This is a genomic window from Mariniphaga sp., from assembly GCF_041687215.1.
In the GTDB taxonomy this organism is placed as follows: Bacteria; Bacteroidota; Bacteroidia; order Bacteroidales; family Prolixibacteraceae; genus Mariniphaga.
In genome coordinates this window covers 1-20812 of the sequence record NZ_JAWLCI010000063.1, presented here as the reverse complement: position 1 = coordinate 20812, position 20812 = coordinate 1, and the positions used below count along the sequence as shown (strand labels likewise).

Here is a 20812-nt window from a genome sequence, read left to right as displayed (position 1 = left end):
GATAAAGGAAATATGATAAAAAGATTAAATTGGAAAAATCCGATTTTTTCTTCTTTTCTAAACTATTGGGAATTAATATCATTTGGATAAATTTGTAGAGAATAAAAATGAAAGACAATAATGATTCGAACAATAATTAAAGCTCAAAAAAATTACCTCACAATTCGATTGCCCAACGAATATATTGGAAAACAATTGGAAGTAATTGCTTTTATGCTGGATGAAGAAACTGAGAAAAAACACTCAAAAAAGAAAGATGTTACCTTTGATGCTGTAAGTGTTGATACCCGGGGATTTAAATTCAATAGAAGCGAGGCAAATGAACGATAAGGTATTTTTTGATACCAATATTTTGGTTTATTCCTATTCTTTCACGGAATTGGAAAAATAAAAAATTTCCCGGAAACTTATCGAAGAAACAGACTCATAGTATAAGCACACAGGTGCTTCAGGAACTTGTAAATACACTTACGAAGAAATTTGGAAAAACCTGGAAAGAGGCAAATGAAGTTGTGATTGAATCAGGTAAAAATAACAAGGTGTTTTCCAATGAAAGTAAAACAATAAGTGATGCCTGTTTAATAGCTGAAAAATACCAATATTCATTTTATGATTCGCTTATCATCTCATCTGCTTTATCCTGTAACTGCAAAACGCTTTTTAGTGAGGATTTGCAAAATGGTCAAGTTATTGAAGACAATCTAAAAATTGTTAATCCGTTTCTTTAGTTAGACTTTTTTCCCTCGTTTCCTCCACCCAAAATACCTACATTTGTACCCGTGATTGATCATTCTACCATACAACGAATACTGGATGCGGCGGACATTACCGACGTGGTTTCCGAATTTGTAACCCTGCGGCGGCGCGGAGTTAACATGCTGGGTTTGTGCCCGTTTCATAACGAAAAAACCCCGTCGTTTACCGTTTCGCCTGCCAAAGGCATTTTTAAATGTTTTGGCTGCGGAAAAGGCGGTAACTCGGTGAATTTCATTATGGAACACGAGAGCCTGAGCTACCCCGAAGCGCTGAAATGGCTGGCTCGTAAGTACAGTATTGATGTGGTGGAAGAGGAGGAAACCGAAGAGCAAAAACAACTGAAAGACGAACGCGAAAGCCTGATGATTGTGTCGGCTTTTGCGCAAAAATATTTTACCCGCAACCTGTGGGAAGAAAACGAAGGCCGCACCATTGGCCTGAGCTATTTCCGCGAGCGCAGTTTCCGCGACGACGTTCTGAAAAAATTTGAAGTGGGCTACTCACCCGACGGAAAAGCGCCGTTTACCGAAGCTGCCCAAAAACAAGGTTATAAAATGGAGTTCCTCGAAAAAACCGGGCTTTCCATAAAACGCGATGACTGGGTGCGCGACCGGTTTGCAGGTCGGGTGATGTTTCCCATTCACAACCTGGCCGGGCGTGTGATTGCTTTTGGCGGCCGTATTTTGAAAGACGATCCGAAAGCGGCCAAGTACCTCAACTCGCCCGAGTCGGAAATTTACCACAAAAGCAAAGTTTTGTACGGTATTTTTCAGGCCAAACGCGAAATTGCCCGTACTGAAAAATGTTACCTGGTGGAAGGTTACACCGATGTACTTTCCATGCACCAGGCGGGCATTGAAAACGTGGTGGCTTCGTCGGGAACGGCGCTTACTTCTGAGCAAATTAGGCTGGTAAAGCGGTTTACACCCAACATCACCATTATTTACGACGGCGATGCAGCCGGCATCAAAGCTTCACTGCGCGGAATTGACCTGGTGCTGGAAGAAGGCATGAACGTGAAAGTGTTGCTCCTGCCCGACGGAGAAGACCCCGATTCGTTTGCAAAGGAAAAAGGCGCCAGCGGTTTCCGCGAATACATTGATGAAAATGAAACCGATTTTATTCAGTTTAAAACCCGTTTGCTGCTGAAAGATGCCGAAAAAGATCCGGTAGCAAAGGCTCGGTTGATTTCGGAAGTTATTCGTTCGGTTGCTGTAATTCCGGATACGATTACCCGCTCGGTTTACATTAAGGAATGCAGCAAATTGCTGGATGTGAATGAAGAAATTCTATATACTGAAGTCAGAAAACAAAAGCATAAACAGAATGACGAGTTTCGGAAAAAGGAGATGCGGGAACGCCGGGATGTTCAACCCAACTTTTTTGAAGAACCGCAGCAAAAACAACCTGTAGAAATTAAACCAACCGAGTTTCTGATAGAAGAACTTGAATTTTTGCGTTTTCTTTTAAAACATTGCAACACCGTTATTTTTGAGGAAGAAGGGGAGAACCCCAACGAAATAGTTGAAGTGAAGGTCAGCGAATACATGATAGATGAGTTGGAAAACGACGATTTGGTGCCTGAAAATCCGCTGTTCCGGAAAATCTTTTACGAGGTGAAAGAAAACCTGGACAATGAAAATTTTGATCCCTGGAAATATTTCATTTACCACGCCAACTCGGATGTGAGCAAGCTGGCTACCGATTTGCTTTCAGAAAAATTTATTGAAAGCAAACGTTGGACAAAAGCAGGTGCATTTACTGAAAAAGAAGAAGAAATACTCGATTACCTTGTGCCGCGGATTGTTTATGAATACAAACTTATGCGGATTAAACTGATGATGGCCGAAATTGAATTAGCCATTGACAGCGCTTCCAAAGAAAATAATTTCGATCGTATTATTGAAGAGCAATCGAAATACATGAACCTGAAACGGGTGGAGAAATATTTGTCGGAAAAGCTTGGCAGCCGGGCGATAAACTAATTGGAATGAGAACTATCAATATTGAAGACAGAGCAGAAATCGAAAAAATCATAAAATTGTGCAAAACATGTTATGTGGCTATGTCGGAAAATGATTCGCCGTACGTTTTGCCCATGAATTTTGCGCTGGATGGCGATGCGGTGATTCTCCACTCCGACCAAAGCGGCCGCATGTGGAAAACGCTGCATAAAAACCCGAAGGTTTGCATCAACTGGACTCAGGGCGAAGATTTGGCCTGGCAGGATGTGCGCGTGGGCTGCAGCTACCGGGTAAAATCAGTGTCTGTACTCGTGGAAGGGAAAGTTGAAATTATTGACGATTACAACGAAAAAGAACGTTGCCTGCATTTGTTAATGGCCCAGTACAGCGACCGAAAATTTAAATTCAATGCACCGGCTGTAAAAAATGTGGGAATCATAAAGGTGCACATCGAAAAAATTTCGGCCAAAGAATTTGGCGCGAAAGCTGTGACTCCCTGGAATCGTTGAGTTTGTGAGTCATAGTTGGCAGTTGGTTTCACCTTAAAGCGGTAGCCTGCAACCAAATTTAAAACCAGTTTTAATTGTGTTGTTCCTCAAGCATGGCCTCATATTTATCCATTTTTTTCAACCGGTAATATAAGTTTTTAAGCGATTCTATGGTAGTTTCTTCTTCGGAATCAAGTTCATGGCACTTCTCCATAAATGGCAGCGATTTCTCCCACCAGTCGTTTGCTTTTTTGAGTTCCCGCTCGTAAGTTTCATTGTCATTGGCCGGAACTTTTCCTGCAACTTCCCATTGTTGAACGCCTTTGTTGTAGTAAAAAACACCGATATTGTACCAGGCCATAAACAATTCCGGATCAATATCAATTGCCTTTTGATAAACTTTTAAAGCTTTTTCATCTTCGTCAGTTTCTTCATATAACCTGCCCATGGCAAGAAAAAATGTAGCGTTGGAAGGGTCTTTCTCAATGGCCATATTGAGATATTCCAAGGCTTCCGCTCTTCGTTCGAGGTTTATGTATGTTTGTATCATACTGGCAAGAACATCCATGTCAGCAGGATATTTCTCAAACCCCTGTTTTAAAACCTTCAATGCGGCAAGAGTGTCTTTCTTTTGTTCATAAACCCCCGCAATAACGGGAAATATTTTTGCTCCGTTATAACCATGTCGCGCCGCTTCTGAAAAATACTCAATTGCTTTATCGAAATTTTCGGCTTTTAATGCTGCAAGCCCCGCATTGTATATAATTGCGGTATCTATGACATTTGGGTTATCATCTTTGAATATTGGTATATCATTGATTGCCAGTATTTGCTCAAAAGAATTTAAAGCCAGATCAAATTTTTCATTGTTAAATGCTTCAACTGCCTGATTTGTAAAATCGTTGGAAAGCAGCGTCAATTTGACTTTGATGCTGTTTGTAAACCTTCCTTTTTCATCCAGTTCAAGTGCCCTTTGGTAAGATTTAAGCGCTTCATCCAAAGGGTTTTCTACTAACTTTTTAATACTTAGTTTTTCAGAATGATAAAATGCCTGGTAAATTTCTCCCCTGACTTCCCATGTTCGCGGCCATAAAAGGGTTTTTTCCGCTTTTTCCTGGTTTGGGTTGGCAGCCTCTTCTATTGTTGTCAAAGCTTCATCCAATTTTCCTGCTTCTTTCAGATTTTGAGAACTGGTAACCTTTGTTCTGGGAGAACAACCAGACAGAATTATAAAAAATAAAAGGCTTAGAAGAATTATTGGTTTTTTCATTTTTTAAGATTTTGGAATGAAATTATAAAAAAGGTCGTTCTTACGTTTATTTCTGTAATTCAAATTTTACACGAAGCCTCACAGTTTTTCCTTTCAATTCAGGCACTTCAATTGCCGGAGAAGACTTTGCTACTCTTTTAACCTCTTCTTTTAGAAGTGAAAATAACTCGGAACTGTCTTTTTCGCCGGTTTCGGTGGGAGTATCCTCAATCTTGGCGGCCTCATTTCCTGTTCTCTTTTTTTTCGTACTGTAGCCAACAACAACAACTTCATCAATGGGAACAATATTTACCGCAGGCCGCTTTTCATAGAAGTAAGTAATTTTTCCATCGTGTTCAACCACAGCCCAAATATCAACAGTTCCCTGTACGTTGTTTTTCTGTGCCTCAACCGGGTATTTAATTTTGTTGGCAATAAATTTCCGTAACTCCAACTCAGATGTTATTGAATTTGTCTCTGCTTTTTGTTTGGATGTGATAACAATCACCCCGTTTTTTCCTTTTTCGCCATAAAGTTCTGTGGCTGATTCTCCTTTCAGGACATCAATTTTTTCAATGTTTTCAGGATTAACATCGTCAATGTTTGCTACTTCTTTGCCATCCAATATGAAAAGAGGAAATTCACTTCCGGGAGCCGATCTTAGCCTCATTTTTGAGGCATTCTGATTTGATTCCAGCTTTGAGTTATCAATTTTTCCCTGCAGGGACTTGCGCCCCCCTTCTTTGGTATAAATCAGAATTACGCCGTTTTTGCCTTTTTCGCCGAAGTGCTGCGTACCTGATTCTCCTTTCAAAACGTCGATACTTTTAATATCGTCGGGATTCAGGTCATCCATGCTTCCCTTAAATTCTTCTCCGTCAATAATATACAGTGGTTTTTCAACCGAAAGATTTTGAGTTGTCCGACTCATTCTTACAGGATAACCTTTCAAAGTAAATTCAACCGGAACGGTGTAATTTACATCAACCGGTTTTCCATCTTTTTTACCGGGTTTCCAGTCGGGCATTGAACTGACCACCCTGACGGCCTCCTTGTCCATGGGCGGATGTAACCCACGGGCAATTCTGGCATCAGTTACTTTGCCCTCTTTTGTAATTTTGAAGGTTACATAAGCACGTCCCCGAATTCCGCTCTCTTTTTCACTTTCCGGGTACCTGGTATTGCTGGCAATGTATTGTTTTAAAGCTGCTTCCCCACTCGGAAATTCTGGCATCTCTTCCAAATCCTTGATTTCTTCCTTTGGAACCGGCCGGACATTTTGCGCATTGTCATTCAAATATTGGTACGACTTCGAAATTGTGGATATCAAAATCACACCATTTTTGCCTTTGCTTCCATAAAGCGCAGTGGCAGAAATATCTTTCAGCACGTCAATGCTTTCAATATCCTGGGGTGGAATCTGGTTTATTTCTTTCGTAATTTTTCCGTCAACAACATACAGTGGTTCCGTTGTAGTGTTGATTGCAGCAGAGTTGAAAATAACGCTTGCTTTATAGCCTGTTTGGTCAGGTTCTAAATGTAACGGGACTTTTTCTGTTTTTTCCGCTGAAACGATAGTATCTATTTGCATTTCAGTCTGTATTTCTAAGGTTTCATAATGTTGCTGAATGAATTCAGTTTTTACTTCACGGTTCGAAAGTCCCATCACCAAAACGGCCAGCAGCGGCAGAAGTACAAGTTGTTTCAGCAGGGCAAATTTGTTTTCAGTTTTCTTTTTCATCATGATGATTCGGTTTTTAAGTTGCGATCCGTTTAACGCAGTTAAAAATGGCGCCACGCCTTTTTTGTCGACCAGGGCAACCATGGCCAGTTGGTAGGATTGCGGATCGTTGGTTTTTACAATTTCATGGTCGGTTTTGTATTCCAGGTTGTTTTTTACAGCGTCTTTTATCAGCCAGGCAAACGGATTGAACCATTGCAGCAAAAAAAGAAGTTCGGTAGCCAGAATATCCAGCGTGTGTTTTTCTTTTACGTGAATGTTTTCGTGGGCCACTATTATTTCAAGGTTGGGGCTGTTTAATGTTTTCTCTGAAAGCACAATTTTATTGAAAAATGAAAATGGATGAATGTCTTTTTTGGTAACGTGCACCTGGCAGCCAAAAAGATTTTTTACACTGCTTTTTTGTACCATTCGAATAGCATTAAAATGGCCTGCCAGCAAATGAAGCAGGAATCCGGCAATTCCCAAAATATAAAGCCCGAACAAATAGTGAGGCCAAAGTTCAGGAGCTTCAGAATAAGTCTCGGTTACAACAGCAGCCTGGCTCAGAAAGGCAAAACTGTTTGCATCGGTCGCCGGAGCTTCAATATATTTTACCGTGGTAAATGTAATGAGCGGAATGATAAAACTCAGCGCCAGCGAAACCGGCAGGTAAATGCGGTTGAATAGAAACTGTTTCCGGTTTTGAAACAGCGCCAGGTAAGCGATGTAAAATGCTCCGGCTGCCAATGCCGCTTTCCCGATATAAATGAGGTAACTTTCCATTACTTTTTGTCTTGAATCATTTTTATCAGTTCATCCAGCTCTTCGGGCGAAAGGCCTTTTTCTTTTACGAAAAACGCCACTGCACTTTTGTACGAATTGTCGAAATAATCGCTCACCACCTGTTTCATAAACGAGCGGCGGTACTCTTCTTTTGAAAGCAACGGAAAATATTGATACGTATTTCCGTACTGAATGTAGCCTACAATGCCTTTTTCCTGCAGCAGCCGAACCAGCGACGAAACCGTGTTGTAGTGTGGTTTTGGGTCGTCATATTCTTCAATAATATCTTTTACGAACGCTTTTTTTAGCCGCCAGAGGATTTTCATTACCTCTTCTTCCTTTCGTGTAAGTTTTTTCATTTTGCAAGATTTAAAACACAAACATGTTATTTATGAACGTCATCCTGTCCGCCAACTGGCGGATTCAGCATCTATTCGATGAGATTCCGAAACGAGTTCGGAATGACAGATTCACACAACAAATATAAAACTGATTTTTCAGTTACGCAACTATTTTTTCAGTTTTTTAACTGAATTTTCAGTTGTAATCAATTCAAACGTTAATAAAAAGCAATAAAAAATTATGTGTTGTTGTTTCCTTGTTTCTTTCTCATTCTGATTCTTTGCAGTTCTTCAATATCCAGCTTGTCTTTAGGACGTGGTGATGAAATTTTACTGTTAATCAAGTCGTTGAAGCTTAATACGTGGTAATATAATTCTTCCTTTTCAACTTTTTCACTATCCGAAAGTGCTTCATCGAAAGTCTTCCCGGGATTAAAGTTAGTGATTAATTCAAGTTCAAAAACAGGGCTTATTTTTATTGAAATATTTTGTTGTTTTTTTAAAACCTGATCAGGAATTTCGTGGATGTCGTAACCTAAATTTTGTAAAGTTTTTATCAGGTTTTGCATGTTTTCGGAAGTAACGTTTATCCAAAAGTCTATATCGGCCGAATGACGTTGATAACCATGGAAATTAACAGCTCCTCCGCCAACAAGAATCATTTTGAGATTATTTTTGTGGGCAATTTCAATAAATTTTTTAACTCTGTCAGGAAAATATTCCAACATACTTATTCAATGATAAAGTTTTTTTTAAAACTGTTAGGGTGTTGTTTCGATGTTTTAAAAAACTGCATTTCTCTTACCATCTCCAGAAAAAACATCAGCCGTTCATGTGGAGTGCGGTTCAGTGCTTCCTGCATTCTGCGCTCATTGGCCTCTTCTTTGGTTTCAAAGCGTAAACTGTTTTCAGGTTCCATAACTTTTTGTTATTTCTGTAAAAGTAATGATTCTGTTGTTTTAAAAGTAGAATTTACAAAGCATATTCACATTAACGGGCTCACCAAATGCGCCACTGATTCCCGAAGCTTGAAGTGCCATTTTCGTTGTCGCCATTCATCCAGTTTTATTTCGCGGCTGTTTTTTAAATCGGTTTTAAACTGCATTTCCAGTTCGGAAGTAAAACCTTCGTCGTAAATAAATGCATTTACTTCGAAATTTGTTTCCAGGCTTCGGAAATCGAGGTTGGTAGTACCAACGGTTGAAAACACTTCATCTACAATTATATATTTACTGTGTATAAATCCGTTTTGATAGAAAAAAACACGCACACCCGCTTCCAGTAGTTCTTCAATATAAGAAAATGAACTCCAGTGTGGAATAACAGAATCCGATTTTTCGGGCATTAAAATGCGAACATCCACATTACTAAGCGCCGCTGTTTTTAATGCATAAATAATTTCGAGGGGTGGCATTAAATAGGGAGTTGCAATAAAAATTTGGGATTGAGCACCAGAAATGGCTGCAAAAAATGCCTGGCCAATGCTGTCCCAGTCAGAATCTGGTCCGCTGGCTGAAATTTGAACAGGAGTTTCGCGAGTTTCGCTAAGTGGAGGAAAATATTTTTTACCGGTTAAATTCTCCTGTATCACAAAATACCAGTCGGCTGCAAAAACCACCTGCAAACAATTCACTGCATCCCCTTCAATTTGCAGGTGAGTGTCGCGCCAGGGTCCAATTTCTTTTACTCCTTTTAAATAGCGGTCGGCAAAATTAATTCCTCCGGTGAATCCGATTTTTCCGTCAACCACCACAATTTTACGGTGATTGCGGTAGTTTACCCGCGAGGTAAGTCTTGGAAACCTGACTTCCATAAATGAATATATTTCGATTCTGTTTTGCCGGAGCCTGTTTAAAAATTTTTGTTTTAATCCCCAGCTACCCACATCATCAACAATGATTCGGATTTCAACGCCCTCGTTGCTTTTTTTTATGAGAAGGTCTGTTAACTGATTACCTATTTTGTCGTCTTCCAGAATGTAATATTCCAGATGGATATGGTGACGGGCATTTTCTATGGCTGAAAAAATAGCCTCAAAGGTTTCTTTGGCATTGTTCAAAATTTTGAGTTTGTTTCCGGTGGTTAGCAATGCCGAAGAATTTTTTAGCAGTAACCGAACAATGTTTTCTTTTTCGCGGACTTTTGGAGACAGTTTTTGAAGCGACTGTTCAAACTGCCGTAACTGCCTGAAGGAAAGCTGGCGATATCGGTTCAGACTTTTTAATCCTTTGCGCGAAAAAAGCTTCTTTTTGCGGTACTCCTGACCGAAAAAAAGATAAAATACCACACCGAAAACCGGAAGAAGAATGAGCGCCAGCACCCAGGCTGCCGTTTTAAACGGAGAGCGCCTTTCCAAAATAATCATTATGGCAACCGGAATAGCAGTTACCAGAAAGATTAAAGAAAAAACCGACCAAAAATCAAGTCCCAAACGCATAATTCAATTTGCATTTTGATATTTTCGTGTTAAAATTCATAAAAAAACATTGTATAAACAATTTTGGAATGAAATTCGTATTAAAAAGTGTTTGGAAATAATGGAAAGAACGATGAAACAAATAATTCTAATAGTTATTGCATTTCTTTTTGTACTGGCATGTTCAACCCAAAAGGGTGTTGTTAAAATTGAAGAAAACAAAGATGAAATGGTTGCAGTTGAAGATTCAATTGAATATCAGTTGGAAACCTTCGATTCAAAGTTTGAAACATGGTATGCCTTGCATAATAATCCTTCGCAATACCGTTCGCAGCAGTATTACGAAAACTGGAACCGCCAGTATGTAAATGCCTGGAACTACAATGCCACACAGCCGGGAAAAAGTTCGTTTTTTGAACCTATTGTAGGTTACGAGCCCAATATTGATTATGGTTTTGAGCTGAACCACAGATTGTTTTATTATTTTATGTATGTTGAACGGGTGTTGAAAATTGAAATAATGCCAGGCGGACCCCAAAGTATTTCCTTTTAGTGGTCATGGATAAAAACTTTAAGCCAGTCGTTTTCCAGCAACTCACTTTTTGAAATTTTTCCCTGAATCTTCGGCGCTGAAATACCGTTGTAAAAGAATTTATTGCCGATAAAAACATGCGCTTCATCCCACAGGTTTTGCCGGATAAAACTTTCCAGCAACTGTTTCCCGCCTTCAACAATAACTGATATAATTTTAAGGTGGTATAATGCTTCAAGAATTTGAGCAGGAATTTCGCGTTCAAAATCAATTTTTATCCACTCAGTTTTATTGTTGGTTTCATTTTTTTTTTCGTTGAAAACCAGTGTTTTCGAAGTTTCATCAAACAAATTAAGGGCAGGGGAGAGCCGCAGGTTTTTATCTAAAACCACACGCACCGGATTGTTTCCCGCCCAGTGACGAACAGTTAACGAAGGATTGTCTTTTTCGGCGGTATTTGTTCCCACCAGAACAGCGCCCTCCTCAGAGCGGATTTTATGTACGAGCCGAAGCGCCAAATCGCCTGTAATCCAGGTAGGTTGGCCAAAATTTTCGCGATTCCTGTCAATATCGATAAATCCATCAAGCGTTTGTGCCCATTTTAAAATAACGAATGGCCGTTTTTTCTCGTGAAAAGTGAAAAAGCGTTTATTCAGTTCCCTGCATTCTTTTTCCAGAATCCCAACTTCCACCTCAATTCCAGCTTTTCGGAGTTTTTCTATTCCTTTTCCAGCCACTTCTGAAAAAGGGTCGATGGTGCCAATTACCACTTTGGGAATCTGTTTTTCCACAATCAAATCGGAACAGGGTGGTGTTAACCCAAAATGCGCACAAGGTTCCAGCGAAACGTAAAGCGTACTTTCTTTCAGAAGCTCAGGTTGCGAAACAGCATGGATGGCATTCACCTCGGCATGTGCCTCTCCGTATTTCTGATGAAATCCTTCGCCAATTATTTTTTCCTGGCAAACAATTACGCAGCCCACCATCGGATTGGGCGCCACGCTGCCTGCGCCCAACCTGGCCAGTTCAATACAGCGGCTCATGTATTTTTCATTCATTTCCATTTGCAGGGAAAAAGTATCTTTACCCTGCCAAAAGTAACACAATGAAGGCGACTATTCAATACGTTCAAAAAGAATTAAACGGTTTGTATCCTGAAACTGAAGTAAAGGCATTTACCCGTTTGATTCTGGAACATGTTTGCGGACTGGATTACACCGCGCAGGTGCTAATGCGGGAAAGTGAGCTCAATGCAAATTGCAAAAGGTTAATTTCAGAAATTGTAAAAAGATTAAAAGAACATGAACCCATTCAGTATATTTTGGGTGAAACCGAATTTTTTGGGTTGAAACTGAAAGTAAATCCGGCAGTGCTTATTCCACGTCCGGAAACTGAGGAATTGTTGAACTGGATTTCGGAAACCAGCTTGCAACCCGGATCTTTTGTAATTGATATTGGAACTGGCAGCGGGTGCATTGCGCTGGGATTGAAAAAACTGATTCCCGAATCGCGTGTTTTAGCTGTTGATTATTCTGAAGAAACCCTTGCAACAGCGCGGGAAAATGCAACAATAAACAACCTGGATGTGAATTTTTTTCAGGCTGATATTTTGAGGTGGGAAGATTATGAATGGGAAAATTTTGATCTGATAGTCAGCAATCCGCCTTATGTTCGGGAATCGGAAAAGCTGGCGATGCTTCCGAACGTGTTAAAGTTCGAGCCGGGAAAAGCGCTTTTTGTTTCCGATGCTGACCCGTTACTTTTTTACCGGAGAATTGCTGAATTTGCCCAAAAATATCTGGAAAAAAACGGATGGTTGTTTTTCGAAATCAATGAAAACCTGGGTAAAGAAACCATGCAGTTGCTTGAAAAGTTTGGTTTCAGGGAAATTGTCATTAAAAAAGATTTGTTTGGAAAAGAGCGGATGATTCGTTGCCGGAAGTAATATTTTTTCAGAAAGATTAAGGAATTCCCGAAAACTTTGGCATTTTTACAACACTGAAAAAAGTGAATTTTTAAATACGGACGTGAGAAAACTGTTAAAATTTATCGCATTAAGTTTGAATTTGCTGGCCGTTTTGGCGCTTTTAATTGCCTACTTTTCAGGCTATATTTCACCTGAAAAATGGTGGATTCCTTCTTTTTTCGGACTTGCTTACCCGGTTATTTTGGGTATAAACCTGTTTTTTGTAGTTTTCTGGTTAATTCTTAGTCCGCGCTATATTTTGTTTTCTTTACTAATCATTCTAGCAGGTTGGGGAGTACTTAGCCGGTATGTACAAATTCAGGGAAAATCTATTGAAAGAGGCGATATTAAAATATTATCTTTTAATGTTCACCATTTCAGAGGAAACGGAAAACTTTCATCTGATGAAACGGCAGATGAAATTACCCGTTTTTTAAAGGAACAGCGCCCTGATATTATTTGCCTGCAGGAAGCAAGACTCAGGCAGAACAATATTTTCAATCTGGCCAAAACCGTTGAGAGCCTTGATTTTATAAACCACTACCAGTTTGCCCGCACCAGCAGCACTTTTGGTTCTGTAACATTTACACGCTTCCCCATTGTTAATATGGATGAAATTCGGTTTGAAAATTCCCGGAACATCACCATTTATACTGACATACTGATTGGAACCGATACAGTAAGGGTTTTTAATGTGCATTTACATTCTTACGGGATTGACCCCAAAAATTATTCAATAATCGATTCGGGGGTTACCACAGAAGAAGATTTGAAGGAAGCACGGGAAATGGGTTCGAAACTGAAAAGAGGATTTGAAATGCGGGCCAGACAGGTGGAAACTATCCGGAAAATAATGGATGAAACACCTTACCCGATAATTGTTTGCGGCGATTTGAACGAAACTCCAACCTCGTTTGCCTACCAGCAGTTGCGCGATGGTTTAAAAGATGCGTTTGTTGGCTCGGGAAAAGGAGTTGGCCGCACATTTGTCAATAAATTACCAGCTTTGCGCATCGACTATATTTTTCACAGCCCTGTTTTTGACTCGTATAATTTTAAAACACACGATTTTCTCCATTCCGACCACTTGCCGGTCTCAACAGAATTAGTTAGAATACCGTATTAAAAACGGACGCAACTTTTTTGCTTCATTGTGAATCATGTACTTACAGATTTGAATTTTTAATAGTTATTGCGATGAAAATAATCCAAAACCTTATGATTGCCGGCCTGGTAATTTTTTTGTCAGGTTATTTTTCTTCCTGTCAAAAAGATGAGGATTATGAATACTTTCTCATTCAGGTTGACAGCGTTTCAATTCCTGAAACCATTTTGGCAAACCAATCTTTTGAGTTGGAATTTTTTGGTTATATCGGATATAACGGATGTTACAGTTTCAGTGAATTTGTTTCGGAAAAACAAAACAAAACAATCCTGGTCGAAGCTCAGGGAAAACTGAATGTAAAATCAACTATTTGTTCGGATGTAATGGTTGGTTTAAACGGTGAGAAATTAAGTTTACTGCTTAAAGAAACCGGTAATTACAACCTCAAAATAAAACAACCTGACGGAACATTTCTGGAACGGCAGATTCTTGTTGAATAGGTTAATCTTCTGAAAGGATATTTAGCGCCGCAATTTTATCTTTTTTCAATTGCTCCGTCAGCGCATCCACGCTGCTGAATTTTTCCTCGTTTCTGATTTTTCCGGCAAAAACCAGCGTAATTTCTTTGTTGTAAATATCGCCCGAAAAATCAAAAATATGCACTTCGATGCTGCGATTATCGGCATTTTTATTAAATGTAGGCCGGGAACCGATATTCAGCATTCCACCGTATTTTTTTCCTGAAAGTAACACCTCCACAGCATAAACTCCGTAGCCGGGAATTAATTTATGAGGATCGGAAGCTTCAATATTAGCTGTGGGAAATCCCAGTTTCCGGCCAACGCGCTCGCCTTCCACCACTGTTCCGTGCAAGGTAAACCGGTATCCCAGAAATTTATTGGCCAGTGCAACGTCACCCTTCTCCAGCGCTTCCCTTATATGAGTAGAACTTACATGCGCTTCATCAACCAATAAAACTTCCAGCTTTTCAATTTCGAAACCGAATTTATCTGCGCAGTTTTGTAAATATTCGAAACCACCCTCCCGGTTTTTTCCAAACCGATGGTCGTACCCAACAACCAGACAATGTGTGTTCATTTTTTTCACCAGAATTTGCTCCACAAACTCTGAATAAGTGAGTTGCGAAAATTCTTTGGTAAAGGGGAAAATAATGAGGTGATCGATTCCTGACCGGGCAAACAGTTCTTTTTTTTCTTCCAGTGTAGTTAAAAGTCTCAGGTTGGTTTCGTCAGGCGCAATTACCAATCTTGGATGCGGGTAAAATGTAAATACCACAGATTCACCCCCGTGGCTCCGTGCAAAGTCAATCAAACGGTTAAGCACTTTCTGATGCCCCAGATGTAATCCATCGAATGTGCCAATGGTTACCACCGGTTTATGTGCTTTAAAACTGTTTATTTCGGTATGTATTTTCACTATAATAAATTGACGGGCAACGAACATAAAGTTTTTTCCTGAATTATCTGGTAACTCATGCCGGAAAATTTGCCCGGCATGCTATTCATTAAATATTGTTATTTTCCTGAAATCTTATTTTTCAAACAGGGGAAATTGTTAATTTTACGGCCTTTAATTAAAAAATTACGATGAACTTCAGCAAATTACTCATAGCAGGAATTATTGCGGGATTGCTGGTTGCCAGTTGCAGCAAAAAAGAAGATAAATTTTCGGTGAGCGGAAAAATTACCCACGCAGAGGGTCAGACGTTGTATCTTGAAGAACTTCAGGTAGCCTCAACAAAATTTGTAGATTCGGTAAAAATTAATAAAAACGGCGAATTTGAATTTACAGGAAAAACCAGTATTCCAACCTATTATTTGTTAAAATTTTCAGAGAATAAATTTATTACCCTGCTTATTGATTCGGTTGAACAAGTTATGGTGGAGGCAGATGCTGCCAATTTCGAACGAAGTTACCGGGTTGAAGGTTCAATGGGCTCGCTTCTTGTAAAAAACCTGAATGATCAGCTTTTAGAAACCCGCCGAAAACTGGATTCAATACAGTCGTTAAATAATTTGTACCACGGAAATCCGGATTATGAGCAAATGAGGGTTGAATGGGATGCTGCCTACGATTCGGTCAAACAGGCACAAACTGAATTTTCTACGCAGTTCGTTATGAACAATCCTTTTTCAATGGCCAGTGTTTTGGCATTATATCAAAAATTCGACGATCAGGAATATATTATAAAAGACTTGCACACCATGCGTGTTGCCGCTTCGGCCTTAAATACCATTTATCCCAACTCTGGGCATGTGAAGGCTTTATACCAAAATACAGTGCAATTGCTGCAGGAAGAAAAGAATGCGAAACTTCGTCAAATGATTCAGGAACAGGGCGAAAACAGTCCTGAAATAATTTTGCCCAATCCTGACGGACAAGAAATTGCCCTTTCATCCTTACGGGGTAAAATTGTTTTACTCCAGTTCTGGTCGGCACTTGACCGTAATTCCCGCATTTTAAATGAAGCTCTGGTTGAAGCTTACCGGAAATACAAAAATAAAGGGTTTGAAATTTACCAGGTAAGTGTTGATGATAACCGCGTTGACTGGGTTGATGCCATCGATCAGGATCGGTTATCCTGGATAAACGTAGGTGATATGGAAGGAAGCAACCTGGCCGCAAGAGCCTACAACATTCAAAACATTCCTTATAATTATCTTCTGAATGAGGATGGAGAAATAATTGCACAGAACCTGAAAGGCCCCGCTCTTGACAGGGCTCTGGCTCAACTTCTCAACTGAAAAATTGTTTAATAGCACTGTCTTGTCAGAAAGAAAAAAAATATATTTTATTTCGGATGTTCACCTTGGGGCGCCAGCGCTCACCAACAACCACGAACGTGAATTGCGGTTTGCCCGCTGGCTCGATTTCATCCGCTATGACGTAGCTGAACTTTACCTTCTGGGCGACATTTTTGATTTCTGGTTTGAATACCGAAAGGTGGTTCCCCGCGGATTTACACGAATTCTTGGCCGGTTGGCCGATTTGTCCGACAAAGGGGTTTCCATTCATTTTTTTACCGGAAACCACGATGTTTGGGTTTTCGACTATCTTCCGCAGGAAATCGGACTTACCCTTCACCGCGATGAATTCATTACCGAAATACAAGGGAAAAAGTTTTTCCTGGCGCATGGCGACGGGCTCGATCCTGAAGATAAAGGTTACCTGTTTCTGAAAAAAATATTTACCAGTAAAACCTTACAATGGTGGTTTTCAAGAATTCACCCCAATTTTGCTTTTCATATGGCTCATCAATGGTCAAAATCAAGCCGCTTGTCCAAATTAAACAAGCAAGAAGAATTTAAGGTTAAGAATGAATGTATGTATAAATTTGCAGAAAAATATTTGGAGAAGGAGTGGATAGATTATTTTATCTTTGGCCACCGGCACCAAATGACCAATGTTGAGGTAAAACAAAATGCACGGTTTATCCTTCTGGGAGACTGGATTAAAAATTTTTCATACGGTGTATTTGATGGAGAAAATTTTGTTTTGAACAAATTTGAAGAATAGAGGTTAGTTGAGAAGTTGAAAGTTATGGCAAAAGAAATTTATACACGCATTATAGGAACAGGAAGTTATCTTCCGCCCAAAGTGGTAAAAAACAATCACTTTCTGGATTACCTGTTTTACGATGCAGCCACAAAAGAGCCTTTCGATAAATCGAATGAAGAAATCATTCAGAAATTTTACGAAATTACCAACATAGCAGAACGGCGTTATGTTGCAGAAGATCAGGTAACTTCAGACCTGGCTGTTCTGGCAGTTAAAGAAGCCTGCAAATCGGCCGAAATTTCAAAAGAAAGTCTTGATTTTATTATTGTGGCTCATAATTTTGGCGACATTGAAGAAGGCAATGTCCGTATTGATATTTTACCTGGACTGGCCAACAAGGTAAAAATGAAATTGCACATTAAAAATCCGGCTTGCATTTGTCACGATGTAATTTCGGGCTGCCCGGGCTGGACACAGGCTATGATTGTAGCCGATGCATTTATAAAAAGTGGTTTTATGAAACGTGGCGTGGTTGTGGGCGCCGATGTGCTTTCGCGTATATCCGATCCGCACGACCGCGATTCCATGATTTATGCCGACGGAGCAGGCGCCACCATTGTTGAAGCTGTTGAAAGTGAAGAACCAACAGGAATGATTTCACATGCAAGCCGCTCCGATTCTGTAACTTATGCCAATTTGCTCACACTGGGCGATTCCAATAATCCGGGAATTGCCGGCGATGAACTGTGGATAAAAATGTCGGGGCACAAACTTTATATTTACGCCATTAAAAATGTTCCGGGGGTTGTTAAAGAGAGTATCGACAAAGCCGGCCTTCATTTGAGCGACATTAAAAAAGTGCTGATTCATCAGGCCAACGAAAAAATGGACGAAGCAATTCTTAGCGGATTATTCAGATTATATGGTGAAAAAGAAATCCCGGAAGGAATAATGCCAATGAGCATTCGTTACCTGGGAAATTCCTCAACTGCCACAGTTCCAACATTACTCGATTTGGTGTTGAAAGACAAAATTGAGGGTCAGGAAATTAACGAGGGAGATTATGTGGTGCTTTGTTCTGTAGGTGCCGGAATGAATATCAATTCCATCGTTTATAAGTGGTAATAAATTATCATCATTTCAGTTGGATTTACTTATTGCTTTTGGTTAAATTGAGCCGTTTTTTATAACTGTTCAAATTTTAACCGGCATGAATATTGAAATTTTTATCCTGATTATCGGTCTTATTTTTTTGGGTTCACTGGCCGCTGTCTTTTTTCTCCATCTGAAAAATCAAAAGAAAATTGCTCTCCTGAAAGGTGAATTCATGGAGAAAGAGCGGTTGTTTGAAAATCAGCGTTTTGAATCAGAAAAAAAAGCTACTATTTGGGAAGAACGGTTTAACTCACTGAAAACTGAGGCAGATAACTGGAAAGTTGAACTGCAAAAATTTCGTGAAGACAACACGCATTTGGTTGGCCGGCTCGAAAAAGCCAAATCCGAATACCTGAATTTGCAGGAAAAACTGCAAACCCAAAAGGCCGAGCTGGAAGAAATTCAGAAAAAGTTTACCACCGAATTTGAAAACATCGCCTCCAAAATCCTGAAAAAAAACAGTGAAGAATTTACCCTGGCTAACCAGAAAAACATGGGTGAAGTACTTACACCTTTAAAAGAAAAGATTTTACTGTTTGAAAAAAAAGTGGAAGATACCTACCAGAAAGGGCTAAAAGACCAGACCGATTTGCGTGCTGAATTGAAAAAATTGTATGACCTGAACCATCGAATTAGCGAAGAAGCAAGCAACCTGACCAAAGCATTGAAAGGCGATGTGAAAAAACAGGGCAACTGGGGCGAAGTGGTGCTGGAGCGGATTTTGGAACGTTCGGGGCTGAATGAGGGAGAACAAGGTTTTCAGAAACAGTTCAGCGACATGTCGGATGACGGGAAACGCATTCAGCCTGATGTGATAATAAACCTTCCCGACAACAAGCACATCATTATCGACTCTAAAGTTTCACTTGTTGCATACGAAAGGGCGGTGAATGCCATAACTGAAGAGGAACGTGCAAGATTTGTGAAGGAACATTTGGTTAGTTTGAAAACACACATCAAAGGATTGAGCGAAAAACACTACCAAACAGCGAGAAATCTGAATTCACCCGATTTTGTGCTGCTTTTTATTCCCATCGAATCTTCATTCAGCCTCGCAGTTCAGGAAGATCAGGAGCTTTTCTCGTTTGCCTGGGACCAGAAAGTGGTAATTGTCAGTCCGTCAACATTGCTGGCTACTTTACGCACCATTTCTTCTATATGGCAACAAGAAAATCAAACACGAAATGCCCTGGAAATTGCCCGGCAAAGCGGTGCGCTGTACGACAAGTTTGTGAATTTCGTAGGCGATTTGGAAAGCATCGGAAAAGGGCTCGATTCAACACGAAAAACTTACGATCAGGCCATGAATAAACTCCACACCGGCAGCGGAAATTTAATTCGGCGGGTGGAAAAAATTAAAAGGCTTGGAGCAAAAGCAACCAAAGAGCTTCCGAAAAATTTAGTTGAAAATGAATTTCAATTAAATGATTCGCAAGAAAATGAATTGGTTTAAACCAGATTAAAAATCCCAACCGCAAGGCAGCCGTTTTCCTGCTCCGTTTGAATGAAAAACAAATTTCAGGTTACCGCTTTTGGTTAAAACAGCCATGGTGTCAGTAATCGTTTCCTGTTCTCCATCTCCATCAATATCAAATTTCAGTGTCACTTCAATAATTCTTATGGGACCACTGAATTTCATAATCGAATTTTCCTTGTCAACTTTATAGGTTATTGTCCAGAGAAAATTTCCACTTTTGGAAATTGTAATTCGTTCCTGCCCTGAATTAATGGAATGCATCAATTTTCCCCCGGAATAAAAATCAATGGTTACACCATCAGTATTTTCAGGTGTTTCTGCCATAATTATTAATGGTGAACTAAGTAAAAACAAACAGGTTGAAAAAAAGGCCAGCAGTAGTCTTTTCATGATTTTTGGTTTTTATTGTTTTGAATTTGAAAATTGAAAAATCTTGTCAGGTATTGTTTTTCAGGAATTCCAATACTTCTTCGGTGTCTTTTTGTGCATTCACTTCATCATTTTTATATACCACTTTTCCTTCTTTATCCAAAATAAAGGTCCAGCGGCTGGTTGTTATATTTCTTTCCAGCTCAAAAGCCTGGCCGTTAAATTCGCTTTTAAATGTGCCTCCGTCTCGGGTTGGCACACCAAACAACTGCGCAATTTTTCCAGTTTCGTCGGAAAGCAGTGTAAAGTTCAGGTTGTGGGCTTTTTTGAAGAATTTTAACCCCTCCACATTGTCGCCACTTACGCCAACTACGAGTGCATCCTGCGATTCAAGGTCGCTGCTCAAATCGCGGTAAGCACAGGCCTGGGCAGTGCAGCCTCCGGTCATGGCAGCCGGATAAAAATAAACCACCAGGTATTTTTCACCTACAAAATCTTTCATTTTCCAGGTGCTGCCATCATCGGCAAACGCTTCAAAGCCGGGAACTTTATCGCCAATGTTTAAGTCATTTTGGGCAAACAGGGCAACTGAGATTATCATCAAGAGAGAAAAGAATAGTGTTTTCATTTTTTTTGAGTTTTATTATTATCTGCAAATATTACAGTTTAATTGGGAAAAGGTTTCGGAATGTTTTCTTTTTTTTATTCATTCATCTTCTAAAATCCGATTTTCTATGTCCATATTTTGATGTAAAATCCTGATAATTTTAGTAATAATTACGTTTAGCTTGTTAACAATATTGATAGATTTTCTTTCTCTGTACATTCAAAAAATTGACAATCAATGTTTTTTTTATGTACTTTTATTCCATGTTGAACTAAACCCGCCTTCGCGGGTAGCTATTTCAAAAATACCCGATTCTCTCTATACTCGAAAATTATTAACAAAAAAAAATTTTGATTATGAGA

At 39.7% G+C, this 20812-nt stretch carries 22 protein-coding genes; 12 read left to right on the top strand and 10 right to left on the bottom strand.

Annotated features, from left to right (window positions below; all coding sequences use genetic code 11):
* Positions 1–120 precede the first annotated feature (120 nt).
* Genes ACESMA_RS17590 through ACESMA_RS17575 form a run of 4 tightly spaced genes read left to right on the top strand, consistent with a single transcriptional unit; the run spans position 121 to position 3229 of the window.
* Positions 121–330 carry a hypothetical protein gene (locus tag ACESMA_RS17590; protein ID WP_372950173.1) on the top strand — a complete coding sequence of 70 codons (210 nt, stop codon included), beginning with the start codon at positions 121–123 and terminating at the stop codon, positions 328–330.
* An 8-nt stretch (positions 331–338) separates the two neighbouring features.
* On the top strand, positions 339–728 hold the full coding sequence (locus ACESMA_RS17585) for a PIN domain-containing protein (protein ID WP_372950172.1): 390 nt from the start codon (positions 339–341) through the stop codon (positions 726–728).
* 51 nt (positions 729–779) lie between these two features.
* Positions 780–2741 carry a DNA primase gene (gene dnaG / locus ACESMA_RS17580; protein ID WP_372950171.1) on the top strand — a complete coding sequence of 654 codons (1962 nt, stop codon included), beginning with the start codon at positions 780–782 and terminating at the stop codon, positions 2739–2741.
* Between the two features lie 5 nt (positions 2742–2746).
* Positions 2747–3229 (top strand): pyridoxamine 5'-phosphate oxidase family protein, encoded by a 483-nt coding sequence (locus ACESMA_RS17575; protein WP_372950170.1) that lies wholly within the window; start codon positions 2747–2749, stop codon positions 3227–3229.
* 70 nt (positions 3230–3299) lie between these two features.
* On the opposite strand, the gene ACESMA_RS17570 is transcribed toward ACESMA_RS17575, so the two are convergent.
* The 6 genes from ACESMA_RS17570 to cls form a co-directional block, all read right to left on the bottom strand.
* Positions 3300–4478: a tetratricopeptide repeat protein gene (locus tag ACESMA_RS17570; protein WP_372950169.1), complete on the bottom strand. Its 1179-nt coding sequence runs from the start codon at positions 4476–4478 to the stop codon at positions 3300–3302.
* A 46-nt stretch (positions 4479–4524) separates the two neighbouring features.
* Positions 4525–6963, bottom strand: coding sequence for a TonB family protein (locus ACESMA_RS17565; protein WP_372950168.1), 2439 nt, complete (start codon positions 6961–6963; stop codon positions 4525–4527).
* Positions 6963–7322 (bottom strand): BlaI/MecI/CopY family transcriptional regulator, encoded by a 360-nt coding sequence (locus ACESMA_RS17560; RefSeq protein ID WP_372950167.1) that lies wholly within the window; start codon positions 7320–7322, stop codon positions 6963–6965. Before ACESMA_RS17560 ends, ACESMA_RS17565 begins: the two co-directional genes overlap by 1 nt.
* Before the next feature lie 221 nt (positions 7323–7543).
* Entirely contained in the window at positions 7544–8032 is a 489-nt protein-coding gene (locus tag ACESMA_RS17555; protein WP_372950166.1) for a DUF6036 family nucleotidyltransferase, read from the bottom strand.
* 2 nt (positions 8033–8034) lie between these two features.
* A complete protein-coding gene (locus tag ACESMA_RS17550; RefSeq protein WP_372950165.1) occupies positions 8035–8223 on the bottom strand; it encodes a hypothetical protein in 189 nt (62 codons plus the stop codon).
* 66 nt (positions 8224–8289) lie between these two features.
* Positions 8290–9741, bottom strand: coding sequence for a cardiolipin synthase (gene cls, locus ACESMA_RS17545; RefSeq protein ID WP_372950164.1), 1452 nt, complete (start codon positions 9739–9741; stop codon positions 8290–8292).
* Positions 9742–9853: 112 nt separating this feature from the next.
* Here cls and ACESMA_RS17540 point away from each other — a divergent pair, with 112 nt between their 5' ends.
* Positions 9854–10273 carry a DUF6146 family protein gene (locus ACESMA_RS17540; RefSeq protein ID WP_372950163.1) on the top strand — a complete coding sequence of 140 codons (420 nt, stop codon included), beginning with the start codon at positions 9854–9856 and terminating at the stop codon, positions 10271–10273.
* Here ACESMA_RS17540 and ribD read toward each other — a convergent pair.
* Positions 10270–11310 (bottom strand): bifunctional diaminohydroxyphosphoribosylaminopyrimidine deaminase/5-amino-6-(5-phosphoribosylamino)uracil reductase RibD, encoded by a 1041-nt coding sequence (ribD, locus tag ACESMA_RS17535; protein ID WP_372950162.1) that lies wholly within the window; start codon positions 11308–11310, stop codon positions 10270–10272. The genes ACESMA_RS17540 and ribD overlap by 4 nt on opposite strands.
* A gap of 47 nt (positions 11311–11357) precedes the next feature.
* Here ribD and prmC point away from each other — a divergent pair, with 47 nt between their 5' ends.
* The 3 genes from prmC (at position 11358) to ACESMA_RS17520 (ending at position 13823) form a co-directional block, all read left to right on the top strand.
* Positions 11358–12197 carry a peptide chain release factor N(5)-glutamine methyltransferase gene (gene prmC / locus ACESMA_RS17530; protein ID WP_372950161.1) on the top strand — a complete coding sequence of 280 codons (840 nt, stop codon included), beginning with the start codon at positions 11358–11360 and terminating at the stop codon, positions 12195–12197.
* Between the two features lie 82 nt (positions 12198–12279).
* The gene (locus ACESMA_RS17525; RefSeq protein ID WP_372950160.1) at positions 12280–13344 is read left to right on the top strand and encodes an endonuclease/exonuclease/phosphatase family protein; all 1065 of its coding nucleotides are present in this window, start codon (positions 12280–12282) and stop codon (positions 13342–13344) included.
* Between the two features lie 71 nt (positions 13345–13415).
* Complete coding sequence (locus ACESMA_RS17520) at positions 13416–13823, top strand: hypothetical protein (RefSeq protein WP_372950159.1); 408 nt, start codon at positions 13416–13418, stop codon at positions 13821–13823.
* 1 nt (position 13824) lies between these two features.
* On the opposite strand, the gene ACESMA_RS17515 is transcribed toward ACESMA_RS17520, so the two are convergent.
* On the bottom strand, positions 13825–14760 hold the full coding sequence (locus ACESMA_RS17515; protein WP_372950158.1) for a bifunctional riboflavin kinase/FAD synthetase: 936 nt from the start codon (positions 14758–14760) through the stop codon (positions 13825–13827).
* Positions 14761–14930: 170 nt separating this feature from the next.
* Between ACESMA_RS17515 and ACESMA_RS17510 the strand changes: the two genes are divergently transcribed.
* From ACESMA_RS17510 to rmuC, 4 genes are all read left to right on the top strand, one after another.
* A complete protein-coding gene (locus ACESMA_RS17510; protein ID WP_372950157.1) occupies positions 14931–16088 on the top strand; it encodes a thioredoxin-like domain-containing protein in 1158 nt (385 codons plus the stop codon).
* Between the two features lie 22 nt (positions 16089–16110).
* The gene (locus tag ACESMA_RS17505; RefSeq protein ID WP_372950156.1) at positions 16111–16860 is read left to right on the top strand and encodes a UDP-2,3-diacylglucosamine diphosphatase; all 750 of its coding nucleotides are present in this window, start codon (positions 16111–16113) and stop codon (positions 16858–16860) included.
* 24 nt (positions 16861–16884) lie between these two features.
* Positions 16885–17967: a 3-oxoacyl-ACP synthase III family protein gene (locus tag ACESMA_RS17500; protein WP_372950155.1), complete on the top strand. Its 1083-nt coding sequence runs from the start codon at positions 16885–16887 to the stop codon at positions 17965–17967.
* An 85-nt stretch (positions 17968–18052) separates the two neighbouring features.
* On the top strand, positions 18053–19450 hold the full coding sequence (gene rmuC / locus ACESMA_RS17495; RefSeq protein ID WP_372950154.1) for a DNA recombination protein RmuC: 1398 nt from the start codon (positions 18053–18055) through the stop codon (positions 19448–19450).
* A gap of 6 nt (positions 19451–19456) precedes the next feature.
* Here rmuC and ACESMA_RS17490 read toward each other — a convergent pair whose 3' ends face one another.
* The gene (locus ACESMA_RS17490) at positions 19457–19864 is read right to left on the bottom strand and encodes a hypothetical protein (protein ID WP_372950153.1); all 408 of its coding nucleotides are present in this window, start codon (positions 19862–19864) and stop codon (positions 19457–19459) included.
* Positions 19865–19910: 46 nt separating this feature from the next.
* Positions 19911–20471 carry a peroxiredoxin gene (locus tag ACESMA_RS17485; RefSeq protein ID WP_372950152.1) on the bottom strand — a complete coding sequence of 187 codons (561 nt, stop codon included), beginning with the start codon at positions 20469–20471 and terminating at the stop codon, positions 19911–19913.
* Positions 20472–20812 lie beyond the last annotated feature (341 nt).

Bases quoted from the DNA above. Each gene is read 5' to 3' on its own strand.
- ACESMA_RS17590 (WP_372950173.1), top strand. From the start codon at position 121: ATGATTCGAACAATAATTAAAGCTCAAAAAAATTACCTCACAATTCGA.
- ACESMA_RS17575 (WP_372950170.1), top strand. From the start codon at position 2,747: ATGAGAACTATCAATATTGAAGACAGAGCAGAAATCGAAAAAATCATA.
- ACESMA_RS17570 (WP_372950169.1), bottom strand. From the start codon at position 4,478: ATGAAAAAACCAATAATTCTTCTAAGCCTTTTATTTTTTATAATTCTG.
- ACESMA_RS17565 (WP_372950168.1), bottom strand. From the start codon at position 6,963: ATGGAAAGTTACCTCATTTATATCGGGAAAGCGGCATTGGCAGCCGGA.
- ACESMA_RS17560 (WP_372950167.1), bottom strand. From the start codon at position 7,322: ATGAAAAAACTTACACGAAAGGAAGAAGAGGTAATGAAAATCCTCTGG.
- ACESMA_RS17555 (WP_372950166.1), bottom strand. From the start codon at position 8,032: ATGTTGGAATATTTTCCTGACAGAGTTAAAAAATTTATTGAAATTGCC.
- ACESMA_RS17550 (WP_372950165.1), bottom strand. From the start codon at position 8,223: ATGGAACCTGAAAACAGTTTACGCTTTGAAACCAAAGAAGAGGCCAAT.
- cls (WP_372950164.1), bottom strand. From the start codon at position 9,741: ATGCGTTTGGGACTTGATTTTTGGTCGGTTTTTTCTTTAATCTTTCTG.
- ACESMA_RS17540 (WP_372950163.1), top strand. From the start codon at position 9,854: ATGAAACAAATAATTCTAATAGTTATTGCATTTCTTTTTGTACTGGCA.
- ribD (WP_372950162.1), bottom strand. From the start codon at position 11,310: ATGAATGAAAAATACATGAGCCGCTGTATTGAACTGGCCAGGTTGGGC.
- prmC (WP_372950161.1), top strand. From the start codon at position 11,358: ATGAAGGCGACTATTCAATACGTTCAAAAAGAATTAAACGGTTTGTAT.
- ACESMA_RS17520 (WP_372950159.1), top strand. From the start codon at position 13,416: ATGAAAATAATCCAAAACCTTATGATTGCCGGCCTGGTAATTTTTTTG.
- ACESMA_RS17510 (WP_372950157.1), top strand. From the start codon at position 14,931: ATGAACTTCAGCAAATTACTCATAGCAGGAATTATTGCGGGATTGCTG.
- ACESMA_RS17500 (WP_372950155.1), top strand. From the start codon at position 16,885: ATGGCAAAAGAAATTTATACACGCATTATAGGAACAGGAAGTTATCTT.
- rmuC (WP_372950154.1), top strand. From the start codon at position 18,053: ATGAATATTGAAATTTTTATCCTGATTATCGGTCTTATTTTTTTGGGT.
- ACESMA_RS17490 (WP_372950153.1), bottom strand. From the start codon at position 19,864: ATGAAAAGACTACTGCTGGCCTTTTTTTCAACCTGTTTGTTTTTACTT.
- ACESMA_RS17485 (WP_372950152.1), bottom strand. From the start codon at position 20,471: ATGAAAACACTATTCTTTTCTCTCTTGATGATAATCTCAGTTGCCCTG.